This window comes from Adhaeribacter swui (assembly GCF_014217805.1).
GTDB classification, from domain to species: Bacteria; Bacteroidota; Bacteroidia; order Cytophagales; family Hymenobacteraceae; genus Adhaeribacter; species Adhaeribacter swui.
The window spans coordinates 1,181,870-1,199,680 of sequence record NZ_CP055156.1; the positions used below are offsets into that span (position 1 = coordinate 1,181,870).

The window sequence follows — 17,811 nt, forward strand, 5'->3', positions numbered from 1 at the left end:
ACAATTCATTTAATAAAAGCAAATTAAAGCAACAATATTTAACTTTACTTTTCTTCTATCTACATTCTGCATTTCTTATAAACACGACAAAGCTACCATCCTAAGTTTACCAAGGGGCTAACCGAGTATTAACAGCACATTACTAAAACATGTTTCAGGTTAATAAAAGGCAGTTTTTTAGAAATAAGGTTATTGATGCATTACGAAACACCTATTTATTAATCTTAAATTAATTTTGCTTACATCTGGTTGCTTACAACACAAACATAACATTATTAAAGTAAATTAAACAGAATTAAACCTATAAATTTAAGTTAATTAAATAAAATTTAACAAATTAAAACCTAATTGCATTACTATTGAAATAATTTAAGGTTTTACCAGTTTATATTAGAATAAAAAAGTTTATACCTTTATATTTTTAAAGATTTAAGAAAACGCTTGAAAGTTTAACTTACTTTCTTACTTAGGCACCCGATAATTTTATGAAAAACATTACCGACAGACACCAATTGATTTTGCAGAAATTAAAAGAAGATGGTCAGGTGAATATCCAGGAATTAAGCGACCTGATGGAGGTGTCGGGGGTTACCATCCGGAAAGATTTAAAACTACTGGAAGATAAAAATTTACTTTTTCGTACCCGGGGGGGCGGTTCCATTACCAACCCTTATGCTATTGAGCGGCCCATAAACGAAAAAGAATTTATCCGGTCAGATGAAAAGCAAAAAATTGCGAAGGCCGCTTTAGAATTAATCGGTCAGAACGATTCTATTATTATTGGCTCAGGAACCACGGTTTTTCAACTGGCGCGCTGCCTTCAACCGACAAAACATGTAACCGTTATTACGCCGGCCGTTAAAGTTACCCTGGAACTATGCAACCGGCCCAACGTGGAAGTTCTGCAACTAGGTGGCTTAATCCGACCTAATTCATCGTCGGTTGCCGGAGCTTACGCCGAAAACTTATTGGCGAGTATTTCTTGCGGTATGTTGTTTTTAGGCGTAGATGGCATTGATTTAGAGTTTGGTTTTTCTATTGCTAATTTAACAGAAACCAGCTTGAACCAAAAAATGGTAGAGGCGGCTCAGGTTATTGTGGTATTAGCTGATAGCAGTAAATTTGGCCGTCGGGGTTTAGGCCGTGTTTGCAGTCTGGAACAAGTTCAATACATTGTAACCGACAGCGGCGTACAGGCCAGTACCGTAGAGAAGTTAGAAGAAAGAGGAATTAAAGTGATTATTGCCAAATAAAGGGCTCTTTAATTTAAATCCAGAACTTAGGCCGTAAAGCTTTACTAATTATTTTAATTATTCTTATTCTTCACTTAACGGAACAACAGTAAACATCCATTTTACGGGATTTTGCCAATCACTGCCTTTAAAACTTTTTACCGGCAGTTTCACTAAAATTTTATTCCATCCTTTATGTACGGGGGCAGTAATTGGTGCCCGATATTCGTACCCTTCATCCAAAAGCGGCGCCTCTCCGTTTCCTTTTTGCCCGGCCCGCTGCCATTGGGGTGGCGTAAGTAGCTGATTATTTAAAAATACCGCACTTCCCCGGTTATCCCAGGTTCCTTCCACTGGCGAATTAGAGTTATAAGACCGGGATAAATTATTAAATCCGATCCAGAATTTTTTAGTCGTGCTTACGTCGCTCCAGAAGCGGGTATAAGCATACCAGGTAGTATTTTCTTCTGGATTTTCTAAAACGCCGGTTACCAGCGGGTGCCAAAAATGCCGCAGCACCACGGTACCTCCCACTGCCGTAAAGGGTGAATTTTCCGGCTTAAACCCTTTTTTTTCTGGCGCAAATACTTGGGCAACGTCGCCTCCATTTTTAAAAGGCCCCAACAATTCCCATTTTAATTCACTTTGCGCGGCATATGAAAAAGGCAGACTGGCAAAATACAACTTTTGATGTTCCAACAATCGTTTCTCAAAGTCTTTAAATACCTGAAGTTGCTGGCTAGCGGAAGATTTAATATTTGTAATCCAGCCAGAATAGCCTCCACCCTGCCAACTGCGTTCGGCAAAGGCCAGCATTGCCGGGTAAACCGGGTTCATGTGTAGCACATCTTCTTCTTTTAATACATTGCGGTCGTGCCATACGCAAAAAGTAGCTCCCAACACTTGCTCTGTTCCCTGAATAGCATCGCCCAGCTGTCGATTATAAATAGTAATTACACTTTCGAGCGGGTCCATGTGGTTAATGTACAGGTGCCGCGAATCAATATATTTAAGGTTAGGTTGCCGTGGCCCTTCGGTCATCCAGAGTTGCCGGATGGTATTATCCGCCAAATTTCCGCCTGGCTCCCAGCCAATAGTTTTCTTACCTAATCGGTGCAGCAAGCTGGTAACAGCCGGCAAAAAGTCGGGATTGGTTATTTTTACTTCGTCGCCGCCTAAGTGAATATAAGGAACATCATAAGTCTGGCAAACATCGGTTAAAATTTCTTTTACCAGAGCTAATCCTTCCGGGCTTTGCATCTCAACGCCCATAGCCCGGACAAAAGCCGCACTGTGGCCCGGAACATCAATCTCCGGCACGAGCGTAATGTAGCGATCACGGCAGTATTGGATAAGATCTTTCATTTCGCTCACTGAATAATAAGCGCCTTTGTTACGGAGCATGTGTTCCGGAGCGGTAAGCTGCGGATACTTCGGAATTTGCAGTCGCCAGGCAATATCTTCGGTCAGGTGGAAATGAAAAATATTAAGCTTGTATTGTGCCATCTTATCAATTTGCTGCTTCAGCAAGGCCACTGACTGAAAATTGCGGCCTACATCTACCATATACCCGCGCCACGAAAAAGCAGGCCAATCTGTAATCAGACAGGCATCTACCAGCACATTATCCCGGATGAGCTGGCTTAAAGTTTGAATGCCGTTAAAAATACCGTGTGCCGTATTAGCCGTTAATACTACTTTTTTGGCAGTTACTTCCAGTTGATAGGCTTCTTCGGGATATTGAGGGGCATTTATTTTACCTAACCGAAGTTCAATAAACGGTTCATTACCTTTTGCCTCTTCTATAATCTTAACCGATATACCCTTAGCCCCTAAAAGTTGGCGTAGTTGCTCTGCCTCCGGCTTTAGTGTTTTACCTTTCACCACAATGGTTTTGCCTGCCAGCAAGGAGAAATACCCGGGTAGCCATTGTGTTTTTTGCGGTACCGGAATAAGGGCAGGCCGGGACTCCACCCCAAACACGTACGGATATACCAAGTGTTTCCATAATGTATAACCCTTACCAGTTAGGTGCAGGCCGTCGTTGGTAAATGTTGCTGCTAATTCTCCTTTTTCGTTGGCAAAGGCCGCAAACAGGTCAATAAAAGTATAATGGTTAGCCAACGCATTTTGCTGCAATTGGGCATTTACTTTTCTTATTTGGTCTCCTTTATTGGTATGTCTGGCAAATTTATTAAATGCGGTATTTACCGGTAAAATGCTTTGCACAAATAGTTTGGTCAGGGGTGTTTCCTGGCGCAGGTAAGCAGCAATGCGATAAATATTTTTAAGCAAACTATCAGCCGGAATATTACGGGCCAGATCATTGGTACCAATAAGCAGGAAAATTTTAGCGGGTTTGCCGGCAGCTATTTGAGGAAGTCGGTGCAAAATTCCGGCTGATACATCACCACTGATTCCACGGTTTTTAAGGCGGTTATCCGTAAATAACTCCACCCATTCAGCGCCATCTGTAATGCTGTTTCCCAGGAAAACGATATCTTTTGCGGAAGCAGGCAAAGAACCGAAATGGCTAACCCGCTGGTGGTAATAGGTGGAAAAAAGGGGATCCGGAGTAGCTGGCAGCACTATTTGCGACCAACCAGATAGGGTACAAAGCAAAAAACAGAAAAAAAAGAGCAATCGTGTAATCATAGAGCAAAGAGGACTTCTGATGAAAAGGGATTCATTAAAACGCAAGGCAAACTAATGTTCGGGAAACCAGCGCCAGCATAGGTGAAATTAAGGTCAGGCTTACTTTAATTGCCCTTATTTAGATGCAATGCCAGACTGCAATGGCCAGAAATTTCATTTTTTAAAAATTACTATCTACTGACATATTTTATACTGTCCGGCAGAAATCATATTTATTTCAGTAAGTGCTTATTTTAAGTATTGATTTAAAACCTGCCAACAATACCACTCCTGGCGGGGCAGATGGAAAGGACCTTTAAATAAATTACCTTTAATACTGGAAGATAAACGCCCGTCGCGGTGCAGGTAACCAAACCATTCGCCATGCTCGCGGTCGTGGAAGTGCGCATAAGCGTAATCATGCACCTGCTGGTGCCAATCGGCATATTTGGGGTTACCCGTCATCAGGTAAGCCAATAACGTAGCAATAATGGTTTCATTCTGCGGCCACCAAAACTTCATATCGTGCCAATACTCCTGTACCGGCCGGTTATAAACATCCCGGAAGTAAAGAATGCCGCCATACTCCTGATCCCAGCCCCGCTCCCACATATAATCGAGCATACGACAACCAAGATTAATTAAATGCGGATCGTTCTGGCGGTGTTTGGCTTCGTGTAAAATAAACCAGGCTCCTTCAATGGCATGGCCCGGGTTCAGCGTTCTGCCATCGAAATGATCCATAATCTCGCCGGATGGGCTTACTTGTTCCATCACACACCGGATGTCGTCTTTTACAAAATCTTTTTCAATTTCAGCAATCCAACGGCTAATCCATTCCTCGCACCGGTCATCACCTATGGTATCCCGTAATTGCTGCGCCGTATTGATCATAATCATGGGTACACCTATGCCTTTAGCTGGTCGAGTATTCGTAAATTTAGGCACTAGCAATCCGGGCGTGGTGGCGTATTCTAGGCATTTTCCAAAGAGTTGCCGGGCTTGGTTAGCAATTTCTTCGTCGCCGGAAGCTTTAGCGTAAGCCGCAAAGGCAATAACGGCAAAAGTTTCGGAGAAGAAGTACCGCCGCTTCCGGATGGGCTCTCCCAACCGGTTCATATGAAAAAACATACGACCATCCGTATCAAAACAATATTTCCGCAGAAAATCAATGCCCTTTTTGGCACCTGCCAGCCACTCGGGTTTTGGTTCGACGGTATTGCACAATGTTGCAAGCAGCCAGGCGGCCCGGCCTTGTATCCAAACAGCTTTATCGTCGTCGAGTAAACTACCGTCAGCATCGCGCATCAACAGGTAACCGCCATATTCTTCGTCGATGGACCGGGGAAACCAAAAGGGAACGGTATCTTCCAGGAGTTGCTTTTTATAAAAGTTCTGGTAATATTTTAAATTCGGCTCGGACGGAATTTCCATATATGACTTAAATTTTGCTTCAAAACTATTATTAAGGGCACATGTTTGCCGGCAGCAACTGGTGTGCTGCTTGATTGCCTGTAACCTACCCAGAAAAGCGATACACGTGTTTATTTAAAATTTTTAGTTTCTGATTTAAAGGTAGAGGCCGGTAGATTGGCTTTATTGCTCAAGTTGGCTCTCGTAAAAGGCTCCCAGGCATAGCGAACATACTTGGGGTGCGGTAGGTCCGGAGCAGAAACTATTACCTTTTTCCGGTGAATTATGGCTTTTGCCTTTTTATAAACCAGATCACTGCCCGCGATTTCGAACCCGCGTACTGGCTGTCCATCACTGGTTTGCAGCCCTTGGCCAAACGAAAACGCGCAGCTTACCTGTTTACCTTTTACTTTTCCGGATTTAAGCAGTGGCCCGCTGTAAACCATATTTTTACCATAGGTTTGCGCCAAAGCCCAAGCGGCCAGACGTTCGCCTACCTGCCTTTTCTGACGCGGATGTACATCCGTGGAATCTCCAATGTCGCTGGTTACTGCCATACCCACTTTATTTATTTGTGAAAGCAACTGGCGCTGGCTATCGCGGAAATAAGGCCAACTAGGACGGTTGAGGCTAGATAACTGGACATAATAAAACGGGAACTCGAAACCCCATTGCTGCCGCCAACTGTGCACAAGGGTACGGAATAATTCGGCGTGCAGCTCTTCATTGTGCGCGTTGCTTTCCCCCTGGTACCAGATTACCCCTTTTATAGGAAAGGAGGTGAATGGCGCTATGCCAGCTTCATAATTATAGGAAGGCTCGTACGGGTGCCGCTGTTTAGATACCGTGGCATTTTTTAAATTTACCCCGGCGCGTTCGCGGCACCAGTCCATTATAAAGTCTGAGGTCTGCCATTTAGATAATAAATCTACCAGTTGCGGATGATGCTCTAAAGTAGAACGATCTATCCACGACTCTGTATTAGACCCGCCCACGGCTACTTGAATCAGGCCAATAGGAACATGTAACTGGCGTTGTAATTGCTGGCCGAAAAAGTAACCAACTGCTGAAAAATCGCCGGCACTTACCGAATCGCAGCGCTGCCAGCGGCCGGAAAAATAGTGTAGTTGATTTATTTGGCGGAGCGTTGCGGAATCCCAGGCAAAATTACCGGTTTCCACTAATGGTTTCATTCGAAGCAAACGAATGTTGGGGGATTGCTGCGCAATGTTACTCGCGTCTTTAGCCTGTTGAGCCGCATGCAACGGAAAAGCCATATTTGACTGGCCGGAACACAACCAAACCTCCCCAACCAGAATATCCTGCACCAGAATTTGTTTAGTAGCTGTAGCTACCTTTAGTTGGTAAGGGCCACCTGCTTTTTTGGGAGCTAACTCTGCTTTCCAACGACCATTGGTTCCGGCTTTGGTTTTTAGCTGCTCCTGGTCAAAACTAATTGTTATCTCCTCGCCGGAGTCAGCAATGCCTTGCACCGGTATCGCCATTTTTTGCTGCAACACCATGTGGTCGGAGAATACTGCATTTAATTGTAACCCGCCGTACTTACCCGTCAGTTGGCCATAAAGCATTTTAGCAATAATAGTTGCACCTTCGGCTGTTGGATGCAACTCATCCGGAAATAGGTCGGGGCGGTTATGCAAAGGGCCATTCAAGTCAACCAATTCTACGTTCCTAGCCTGAGCAATTTTTGGTATCAAGTCTTGAATTTGCCAGTACCAGTCGCGGGTACCTGATTTAAACCGTGGATGCCCCGAAAATATAGGGGTAAGCCGGCAAACCAGTACACGCACTTTGGGATTCACTGCTCGCAGGGTATCAATTAATTTATAATAATCAGTTGCAAATTCGTCTTTGTAATTGGGCCAGTTGCGAGGATCGGTATCATTAAGGCCCAGATGAATAATAGCAATACTGGGTTTAAAAGCTAGCACCTCCAGGTATTGTGGGGTTTTATTATAAGACCGATGCCCTTTCTGCAGCAATGTTGCTCCATTTAAACCAAAATTTTTTACTTCATAGCTTGCACCGAGTAGCTTTTGCAATTGGGCCGGATAAGAATATTGCTCCCGGTCTTGAATGCCGGCGCCAAAAGTAACCGAATTGCCAATACAAGCTACTTTTTCTATTTGCTGGTTTTGATAGGCTAAGGAAGAGAAAGAAATAATATTCGTAAATAGAATCAGGATAAATCTTATCATGCTGGGTGATCCGGTTCCGTTATTTTATTATTTCATTTACCGGTACCGCCACAAAGTATAAATCCTTGATACCCTCGTACAAGATACCAATGGTGTTATCGTCTATTTTGGTGAGTGAAGAGTAGCCAAAACTGGGGCGTTCGTCTATCATAGTTTGGTTATTTGGCAACCAGGTTTCGCCTAAATTCAGGCTGGCTTTAATAGCAATATTGTTTCGGCTATCCGGGTTATTCGGGTTACTAAAAAATAAAACCTCCTGAAGCTGGCCCTTTACCTTTACTTTTGCTTTTATCAGGCTGCCCATGCACACCGGATCGGGTAAGGTATTATAGGAAGTAACGTGTTCTACCCAGTCTTTACCTAAATTGCTGGTTGTAGCAACACTCCGGAAACGCCCGCGATTATCGCGCATGTTTAGCATTAAAGTACCCGGCCTTGTTTCTATTACCTGACTCTCGGTGGTATTGGCTTTAGGGCCATAAATACTGCCTTTCCAATTTTTGCCATGATCAGTGCTGTATATAATAGTAGAATGGGGCATTCCTTTTTCGTCCCAGTACTGGGCCGGAAATACCAGCTTGCCATCTTGCATGGCAATACCGTTGCCGGGGCCATTAAAAAACAAGTTCCAGGCCGGGTTCTTTACCTGGTTGGTTATACTGATTGGTTCCGACCAGGTTTTTCCATCATCAGCGCTGCTTACCAGTACAAGCTGACCGGTTTCATCGGGCGAAAGGCCGGGTTTTGAACCGGCAATGGAGCGGTTGCCTTTGCTCCAGAGAGCCGCTACCCATATCTTTTTAGTAACCGGATCGAATAAGATGGCTGGATCACCCACACCATTATTTTCGTGCGGCGCGCCCATATCCATGATAATTTTCATGGGTTCCCAGGTTTTGCCGCCGTCGGTGCTGCGACTCATGCCCACATCGATATTGGCCGGCAAGTCGCGGGAATTTTCGTAGCGAATGTCGTACACCGAAATCAAGGTGCCTTTATCAGTGGTGCCAATACCCGGAATGCGGTACGTATTTACTTTTTCGTCGCCGGCCCGCCGTACGGGAACCCCAATTCTTTTAACATAGCTAGATTGATCTTCGGTTATGCGGTGGGTTTTATTCTGGCCGTCTAATAGTTGGGGACAGTGCACTTCCACCTTACCTTTAATATCCGCTGTTTCTTTTAAGGTGGCGCTCACCCAGAGATAGTGCCAGCCTGGTTGCAAACGCAATTGCACCGGTATCTTAAAATCGGTGGTGGTTGGGGAAACCGATGCAATAGCATTAACAGCCGCAAACACTGGTTCCTGGTCAGTAAAAAAAACCTCCAGTTTATCAATATCCTGAACCGCGGTTTTATTTAGCCGGCATTGGATACCCGAATAACTAACCGGAGAAATCCCGGCTGGGACGTAAACGCCAATCCGCAACAGCGGATTAGCCGATACGCCCATTAATATTGGGTTAACAGGAGCCGTACTGGTTATCATAACTTCAGGTACAGGCATTAAAGCAGGTTTTTTGCCCACAAAACCAAAATTGGTGATTAGTATTACCAGCAGTAAGAACGATAATTTATTTTTTTTAAATTTTCTCATTATTCTATTTGGGTATTGTTGCCTTTATAATGTGTATACTATAAAAGGCCTATTTTTACAATCAGCTTATTTATTGCAACTCTACTATAAAGTTGCAATAGAACATATTAATAGAAAGTGCTTTATACTATCTGGCATCAGGCTTATGCATGCACAAAATTGTTAACCTTTGGTCGAAGAAAATACAACTGAATAAGTAAGGCTACCACCACAATTACCGCCAGCATGGCAAAGCTTTTTCCTAAATTTCCGGCATCAGTAGATTTTCCTAATAAATCAGTAATAAAAGCGCCGGCAAATACTCCGGTCATATTCATCAGACCGTAAGCCGTTGCCCGATATCTGGCCGAAACAAACTGACAAAGAATAGGCATATTATTGGCATCGAACATACCATAACCAAAGCCAAAGCAAAAGGCAGCCCCTACCACATTAAATAAGGAATCCCCAAAACCAATCAGCAATAAAGACGGAATAGTTAACCCTAAACCAATGGCGCTGGTATAAACCCGGCCCCGTATATTTTTTTGCACCCATCTATCAGATAATATGCCCCCGAAGATGACACCCAAAAAGGAAGAGGCCGCAATGGTAATGGTAGACAAAGGACCGGCTGTCGCCATATCTATTTGTAGATTTTGGGCAAACAGCGTAGGTAGCCAGTTTTTAGTAGCCCAGCCCGGCAAACTGGGAATGGCAAAATAAAACAGGATAACCCAAAAAGAGATATTGGTAAATAACACGGCCAACCCTTTTACAACAGAGGTTTGATCTTTTGGATTGGTAATATTCATATTTGCCGTTGCCCGAGCATCTTTCTTCTCTCTTAAAAAAAACATTAAGACAACGGAATACCCAACACCTATTAACCCAAACGTATGAAAAGTAGTATGCCACGAATAAGTAGCAGCAATCGTAGCTCCAAACCCACCTAATGCCTGCCCCATATAAAGTCCGGTCATGTGAATGCCAACAGCTAACGAGCGGGTTTTATCCTGATGAAAATCGGCAATAAGGGATAAACCCGCCGGTATATACAAGGCTTCGCTAATGCCCATAATGGCCCGTAACCAGTATAGCTGCTGGAAGGTAGTAGCATAGCCCATCGTGTATGTTACGCCGGACCAAACAAATAAACTGCTAACGATAATCCACTTACGGTTAAATTTATCAGCAATAATGCCTGCTACCGGACTCATAAAGCCATAGATCCACAGAAAAATACCCATTAAATAGCCAAAATTTGTGGCAGATTGTAATTCAGCAATATCTACCAGCATCGAAGGCCGCATGGTAGACAGCATTTGCCGGTCCATGTAGTTTAACAAGGCTACTACCCATAATAAACCTACCACAACCCAGGGGTAATGTTTTTCATAATTTGATTGTGTAGCTACCATGTGTTATTTTTAAAAGAAAGGTTTTCATCGGCGCCATCCAGCGCGATGCATTTGTTATTTATTAAGGAATTTTCCGAGTAGTAGTTGGGGAGTACGTATACCGGCTTTTATTTCACCTGTGGGTATTAGCACCCCTTTATCCCAGTTAACAGCAGAAGTAGTAACCGGCACCGGAAAAGGAATGGTTCCGGCTATTTCCCAGGTATCAGTCAGGGCCTTGTATTGCAGTACTTCTTCACTGAATCCCGGATGTGCTTCCTGTAAGTCAGATTTTTGCAGAACCAATTGCTGTTTTTTTGCTTCGTCTTTTTCAGCAGCAATAGCCGCAATTAACTGTTCTGTTTTATGGAACGTTTCGCCTTTGTCCCCGCCAAATAACAATATACCACCGGCCCCTAATGCTATACCGGTACCGGCCGATAAAGCATAAGGCAATGAACTCTTTTGCTGCCATTGGTTATTTTTACAATCATACCGATATACCGATGCATATAAGTCGCTGATGCCATTGCTGTTTTTCTTTCTTCCGCCAATCATATAGATGTATTTATGGTCAGCGCTGGATTGCATCACCATTACAGCATGTGAAACTGGTTTTGGCAATGAGGGCATTTGCTTCCAACCTGCTGGTATATCCTCTAAATCAAGGCTATAAAAATAATGAGATACACCGTCTGCCATTTCGCCACCACCTAAATAAACTTTATTTTCATCTATAGTTATAGAGGCATTCGTAACGGCTATGGGTAGATCTGGCAGGCTTTTTACAGCAATATTTTTAGTAGCAACATTCCATTGCACCAGCAGTACTTTGTTGGTAATTCCGCTCGCGTTTTCGCCGCCAGCGCAAACAATGCCTGCTGGGGAAGAACCACTGGCGCTGTAAGCAACCGGGTAAGGCAAATGAAATAGCTGAGGGTAAGGTTTAATAAAATCTCCCTTATCGTCTTTTTCAAATACGTATATATCGTCGTAATACTTTTTTTTGCCTCCGAGCCAGGGCATACTATCTGGAAAGTTAGCTCCACCCGCCACCAGCAATACCTGGTGGTGTACGCCCGCAACCGGACCGGCAAGGCCTAACGCTTTGGATTGTCCGTTTTTGGTCGGTAGTTCCGCAATTACCTCCCAGTTTATAGTAGCAACGGTTTGCTTTTGAGCCATTGTTTGATTATACATTACCATTAGTAAGAATAAAGCAATTGTATTTAATAGCTTTAATTTCATCAGCAATAGTCCAGGATAATATTACGGTTGCGCTATTAAGGATTTATAAACATCAAACGACAGGGCCTGTACCTCCTGCTGAAATGCTTCAAACGATTGCGGACTCATATTTTTTACTGGTAGGCGAAATTCGCCACAATCCAGCCCTACTAATTTCATATACGCTTTGCCCGTAGCAATGCCGCCGTATTTGCCTAGTAACCTAATCATATCAATGGATTGCTGCTGCAAAGCCTGCGCGCTTTCGAACTCGCCCTGGTTGAAAGCATCAATTAACTGATGGTATAGAGGTGCCGCATAGTTATAGGTGCTTCCTACCCCACCTTTAGCGCCCAATACCAACGCCGATAACAGGTTCTCATCGCGGCCCCAAAGCATATCGTATTTACCATAGGCAAAATGCAGGCAGGAGAGAAAATCCATAAAATCTTCGTGGGTATATTTTATACCGACAAAATTAGCAATGCGGCCATCCACTTCCCGCAAAAGATCAATCATGGGAAAATTTACCCCGTTCAGCACCGGAATGTGGTAATAATAAAATGGCATTTGGGGTACCGCTTCGGCTATTGTCTGGCAGCAAGCTGCCAGCATTTGTACGTTTGCTGGTTTAAAATAAAAAGGCGCGGTAAAAGATACAGCGTATAACCCAATATCCTGGGCATGCCGGGCCAGTTCAACAGCATCTTGCAGGCAGGTACCACCTACCAAGGTAATAACTTTAAAATCAGCATCATGCTGTGTCACCCGTGCCCAAGCTTCCGCAACCTGCTTTTTTTCTTGGAGGGTAAGCGAAACACCTTCCCCAGTAGAGCCGCAAATAAAAGCTCCGGTATTTTCATTAGATTTTAATAATTGGTAATAAGCTGGTATTAAATCCAGATTCAGACTACCGTTAGGGTGCATGGGGGTAAAAGGGGCCGCGATAAGGCCGGTTAAATGTTCGATTTTCATTAAAAGAATTTTAAAAAAATTTAATTTTCAGAATAAGGTGCGGCAAGGTTATTTACCGCACCTTATTCTGCTTTTCGTTTAATAAGTAATACACCGGTTAATAGAATAACTAAAACAAGCAACAGGTAATCTATCAGCCCGCTATTTACCTTTTTAACACGGTAGTAGGCACAGACACCATTTGTAATTCGCCTAAAATTTTAAAATTGAGAATAACCAGGAGTTTGCTCTAAAGCCCGGTTGTTGGTTAAAGAATTCCGATCAATTGGCCATAACAGTTTATAAGCCTCGGCAGGAGTAAGTGTGGTGTGGGCATAAACAAAATTATCACCCATGCGCCGTAAATCGTACCAGCGTTTGCCTTCAAAAATAAATTCGTAGAAACGTTCCTGTAACAAAGCTTCTTGGGGGTTGGCATCAATGGGTTGGCTCGGAAACGCATGAACGGCCGGATTGTAGTTGGCCCCGTATGCCCGTGCCCGCACCGAATTTATTTCGGATGCCGGGTCTTCACCCAATAATAATTTAGCTTCGGCTAATAACAGTTGCAAATCGGCGTAGCGGTAAATCGGAAAATCGTTGGTATACTGCCGCGCACCGGCATTTTGCTCACCCTGGTATTTTTTCACAAAAGCTCCCGCAATAACGTAATTGTCGTTCACCTTCTGATAGGCCGGCTGGATGGTAGTCCTTTTGCGGGTATCCAAGTCTTTAAAATGCCGGAAAGTAGCAACCTTTACCGGCACCCGTAGCAAGCCACCCCAGTTATCGGTGGTAACGTTAAATTGCCGGTTGGCCAGCGAATCGTAAAAATTAGTAATCAGGCCCGATTGCGGCACGAAATTACCGGCTATAAACGCTTGGTTTGCTTCGTTTAATTGGTACCGGCTGGCAAAAATAATTTCGGCGTTGCCTCTATTATTTACGGCAAAAACGTTTTCAAAATTAGGCACCAGATTCAATTCCGGCACATTTGTTTTTATTTCAGTTAACGCCTCTTTTGCCATGGTTGCATCTGCCGCCCCACCGCTTCGGTAGCTGGTCCATAGATAAACTTCAGCTTTCAGCATTAAAGTAGCTGCCTTCGACCAAAACGACTTGGTTTGACGAAAAGTAAAATCATTACCAAAACTACTCGATGACTGATTTAAGTCTGATTTTATTAGTTGCATTACTTCTTCCTGCGTGGATGCCGGTTTCGCTAAATTGGCAATATCAATAGTGTTTAACGGTTCCGTTTGAATTACAACTCCTCCCCAGCTACGAAGCAACTGAAAATAATAAAATGCCCGCATGCCATAGGCGATACCCAGATAATAATTTTTATTTGCCTCGGTAACTACATTGGTGGTGTTTAATTTATCAATCAGCAAATTAAGCTGGTTGATGTTGTTGTAAAACCCACCGAAATTACTGACTCCAGGGTTATCCAGATCTAAGGTTTGCAGCCACATGCGTTCTAATCCCTGAGAAGCCTCGCCGGTAAAAGAAGCGCTGGAACCTGGCTCCATTCCATATATATCAGCCCTTAATTCGCCTAGGTACAAAAAATTACCATTATGGCTCCGGAAACGGGCATGCACCCCGGTTACAAAAGCATCGAACTGATCGGCAGATTTCCAAAAATTGGTATTACTAATAGAACTTACCGGGGCCAACTCTAATTTATCTGAACAAGAGGTATTAAGGAATACCAATCCTGCAGCTAAAACAAGGATATTTTTTAAATTTTTTCTCATAATTAACAACGTGTACTAATTAGAAAGTAACCTGAACACCTAAAACTGCTGACCGGGGCGTGGGATATGTACCAACGTAAATTCCGGAAATAGTACCATTAGTTGTTGGTGGCTCCGGGCTGTGACCGATAAAATTGGTAATGTAGAACAAATTGTTTAAGCTCATATAGAGTCTGGCCTGTGAGATAACTTTGGCTCTGGCTAATATTGATTTGGCTACATCGTAAGAAAGGGTAACTTCCCGACTGGCCAGATAATCCCCTTTTTCGTAGAAACGCGAATTATTCCCGTTTAAAACCACACCGGCATTATTAGCGCGGGTATAATTCTGCTTTGAACCGGCTACCTGATCGGCAAAATACACCTTAGGTATATCTGTTTCAGTATTGGTCGGCGACCAAGCATTTTTTATCCAATCTATATAATTAAAGGTGCCTTGATAATTTCCTAAAGTCCGGCTTACTAAATCGTTGTAGATGGTATGACCCAGAGCAAAATCGAAACGACTGTAGAGGGAAAAGTTTTTGTAAGACAATGTGGCCGAAAAGCCGCCCGTCCATTTCGGGAAAATGTTACCGAGGTAAACCTGATCGCGGGAGTCGATAATATTATTTTTATCTACGTCTTCCCAGTTAACGTCACCAGGAGTAATACGTCCATTCGGGCCGGCAGGCAAATTGGGCCCGGTAATGCGCGCAATCGCGTCGGTACGGCTACCCGCAATGGCGGCTACTTCTTCGTCGTTTTTAAAAATAGAGACTTGCCGGAATCCATAAATATCGCCTAACCGGCCACCTTCCTGCAAGCCACCTACCCATACCACCTCGCCTACTTCCGGATCATAAACCTGGATACCGCCCTGCCTGTTTCTTTCGTTGCCGTTAAAAGGCAATTGCAATATTTTATTTTTAATGTACGAAGCGTTGGCCCCTACGCTCAGCTTAACCCCAGACCGTGTACGAAGCACATCGGCAGTCACGCTAAACTCGTAGCCTTTGTTCTGGTAAGTACCGAGGTTAGTCCGGACTGAATTAAACCCGACATAGCTCGGCAGGGTTAAATTAGTTAACAGATCGCTGGTTCTCCGGTCGAAGAAATCAAACAATAACGAAATTCTATTTTCTAAAAAACCTAAATCAGCCCCAACGTTTATGGTTTTGCTCTTTTCCCAACGTAAGCCGGGGTTCGGAAATTCGGTACTCAGAAACCCGGCATTCCCGTTGTAGTTACCTTCCAGGCCATAAACTCCTTGCACTTCGTAACGGCCTAAGCCAGCCACATTGCCATTCTCGCCGTAGCTTACCCGTGGTTTTAAAGTCGAAACATACTTTTCTAAACCCAGTTCTTCAAAGAAGGATTCGCGGTGAATATTCCAGCCCGCCGACATACCCGGAAAGAAACCAACGCGGTTATCCTGAGCCAAACTAGAAACAGCATCTTGCCGGAAAACAGCTGTAAACAAATAACGCTGCTCAAAATCGTAATTGAACCGCCCAAAAGTGGAAATAATCCGGTACTCGGATGTGTTACTGAAATTATTATTAATGCCGGGAGCAAAAACAGTGGAAGCATTGGCTGTAGGAATATCATCAGTAGGGGCATTTTGGCCCAGTACCTGCAGGGCGTTCGAACGCACCCCAAAGTACTCGGCCGCCAGCATGGCATCTACATTATGCTTTGCCCCAAAGGTTCTTACGTAATTAAACATCCCATTAAACTGTTGCTGAAAATCCCGCGAAAAACTATTAGTTGAGTTCCGGCTGGTATTACTGTAAGAAGGTGGGTTCGCAAAAATATTAGCGTAAGTCTGGGTTGCTTTTTGAAAAGACTGGTTCAGGGTCTCAAACAAGTAGGCATTACCGGTGCCTTTAAAATAAAACCCGGGTAAAATTTCCCAATTAACACCGGCATTCGCCGTAATCCGGTTAATTTCGTTTGATCTTTCGTTACGACTTAACCAGTAAAGCGGGTTCCCATCGCTGACGCTATTACCAGGATTGGGCTGGATTTTAGCCGCATCGAGCCACGGGTTGAAAGTAGGCCAAATTGCAAGACTACGGTAAATAGCATTTGCTTCCCCGGCCAATACTCCAATCTGCGAAGAAGTAGATAAAGATACTCCAGTATTAACTTCAATATTTGGGCGAATTTTGTACGAACCGTTTAATACGCCGGAGTAGCGCCGGTAGTTCGACCCAACAATAATTCCGTCTTCATTGAAGTAATCGAAACTGGCAAAATATTTTCCTTTGTCGTTACCGCCATTGGCACTAATGTAATGATTGCGGGTATAGGTATTCCGAAATACCAAATCTTCTATTTCGCCTTTGTGGTCTTTAAAAATAATGGAATCAGTTGCCGGGTTATAAGGATCTGCCATAACTTCCCAACCTTCGGTAAGCAAACCAAGGTTATTTCCGTTCAGCTTCTGAATATCGAAAGCAGCCAGATTAGCGGGATCGGTTAATAAACCCAAACCCCGCGAAGCGTTTACCTGAGCCAAGGTCCGGTTGGCGTTTAAATAACCTAAGCGGGTATAATAAATATAATCCCGGGCTCCCAAATAAGTATATCCTTGCCGGTTTTGGTTATAACCTCCGGTAAATTTATAAGAAATCTGGGCAGTACCGGCTTTCCCTTGTTTTGTGGTAATTAAAATAACCCCGTTATTAGCCCGGGCACCATAAATAGCCGTGGAAGCTGCATCTTTTAAAAGCTCCATGGAAGCAATGTCTTCCGTAGCAATATCGTTGAGCGAACGGATTACCCCATCTACAATTACCAACGGGGCCCCGGGATTATTAATGGAGGCTCCTCCCCTTAATAATATTGCTGGTGCCGCTCCTGGTTGCCCGGTGCTATTGGTAACCTGTACTCCTGAAACGCTGCCCTGTAAAGCGCTACCAATATTGGCTCTCGGCGCATTAGACAATACTTCGGCATCCAATTTGGCTACGGAGTTGGTTAAGGTTTCGCGGCTTTGTTTGCCGTACCCTACTACTACTAGTTCATTTAATAATTTGGTTGATGGTTTTAAGGTTATGGTTAGCGATTCGTTAGCACTTTTAATAGCCACTTCCTGACCTTCATAACCGGTGTAACTAAAAACCAATACATCGCCTACTACTGCTGGCACACTAAAACGACCGTTTAAATCGGTTTGTACACCTTGATTTTTATTTTTCACTACTACAGTAACACCGATCAGCGGCTGGTTATCTTCCTCGGAAATTACGCGGCCACTAACCCCCGGCGACTGCGCGTACATTATTTGACTAAGAAAAAGGCCTAATTCCAACAACAGGAGCCGGCATAGTAATTTTACTTTCATAAGCAGCAACTCAAATGTATTAAGTAAGACATAATAAACAAACAAAAAGTATTCTTCCTGAATTT

The 17,811-nt window shown here is 43.7% G+C and carries 10 protein-coding genes; 1 reads left to right on the plus strand and 9 read right to left on the minus strand.

Annotation, left to right across the window (positions count from 1 at the left end):
* Positions 1-485 precede the first annotated feature (485 nt).
* Complete coding sequence (locus HUW51_RS05890) at positions 486-1,253, plus strand: DeoR/GlpR family DNA-binding transcription regulator (RefSeq protein WP_185273061.1); 768 nt, start codon at positions 486-488, stop codon at positions 1,251-1,253.
* A 63-nt stretch (positions 1,254-1,316) separates the two neighbouring features.
* Here the strand turns inward: HUW51_RS05890 and HUW51_RS05895 are convergent, their stop codons facing one another.
* The 9 genes from HUW51_RS05895 to HUW51_RS05935 form a co-directional block, all read right to left on the minus strand.
* A complete protein-coding gene (locus tag HUW51_RS05895; protein WP_185273062.1) occupies positions 1,317-3,887 on the minus strand; it encodes a family 20 glycosylhydrolase in 2,571 nt (856 codons plus the stop codon).
* A 228-nt stretch (positions 3,888-4,115) separates the two neighbouring features.
* The gene (locus HUW51_RS05900) at positions 4,116-5,300 is read right to left on the minus strand and encodes an AGE family epimerase/isomerase (RefSeq protein WP_185273063.1); all 1,185 of its coding nucleotides are present in this window, start codon (positions 5,298-5,300) and stop codon (positions 4,116-4,118) included.
* Between the two features lie 110 nt (positions 5,301-5,410).
* Complete coding sequence (locus HUW51_RS05905) at positions 5,411-7,498, minus strand: GDSL-type esterase/lipase family protein (RefSeq protein WP_185273064.1); 2,088 nt, start codon at positions 7,496-7,498, stop codon at positions 5,411-5,413.
* 19 nt (positions 7,499-7,517) lie between these two features.
* Positions 7,518-9,095: a sialidase family protein gene (locus HUW51_RS05910; RefSeq protein ID WP_228466939.1), complete on the minus strand. Its 1,578-nt coding sequence runs from the start codon at positions 9,093-9,095 to the stop codon at positions 7,518-7,520.
* Positions 9,096-9,238: 143 nt separating this feature from the next.
* Entirely contained in the window at positions 9,239-10,495 is a 1,257-nt protein-coding gene (locus HUW51_RS05915; RefSeq protein WP_185273065.1) for an MFS transporter, read from the minus strand.
* Positions 10,496-10,549: 54 nt separating this feature from the next.
* Positions 10,550-11,674, minus strand: a complete 1,125-nt coding sequence (locus tag HUW51_RS05920) for a kelch repeat-containing protein (RefSeq protein WP_185273066.1) — start codon at positions 11,672-11,674, stop codon at positions 10,550-10,552.
* 69 nt (positions 11,675-11,743) lie between these two features.
* Positions 11,744-12,676, minus strand: coding sequence for a dihydrodipicolinate synthase family protein (locus HUW51_RS05925; protein ID WP_185273067.1), 933 nt, complete (start codon positions 12,674-12,676; stop codon positions 11,744-11,746).
* Positions 12,677-12,876: 200 nt separating this feature from the next.
* Positions 12,877-14,415 (minus strand): SusD family outer membrane lipoprotein NanU, encoded by a 1,539-nt coding sequence (gene nanU, locus HUW51_RS05930; RefSeq protein ID WP_185273068.1) that lies wholly within the window; start codon positions 14,413-14,415, stop codon positions 12,877-12,879.
* A gap of 19 nt (positions 14,416-14,434) precedes the next feature.
* The gene (locus HUW51_RS05935; protein WP_185273069.1) at positions 14,435-17,746 is read right to left on the minus strand and encodes a SusC/RagA family TonB-linked outer membrane protein; all 3,312 of its coding nucleotides are present in this window, start codon (positions 17,744-17,746) and stop codon (positions 14,435-14,437) included.
* Between the last annotated feature and the right edge of the window lie 65 nt (positions 17,747-17,811).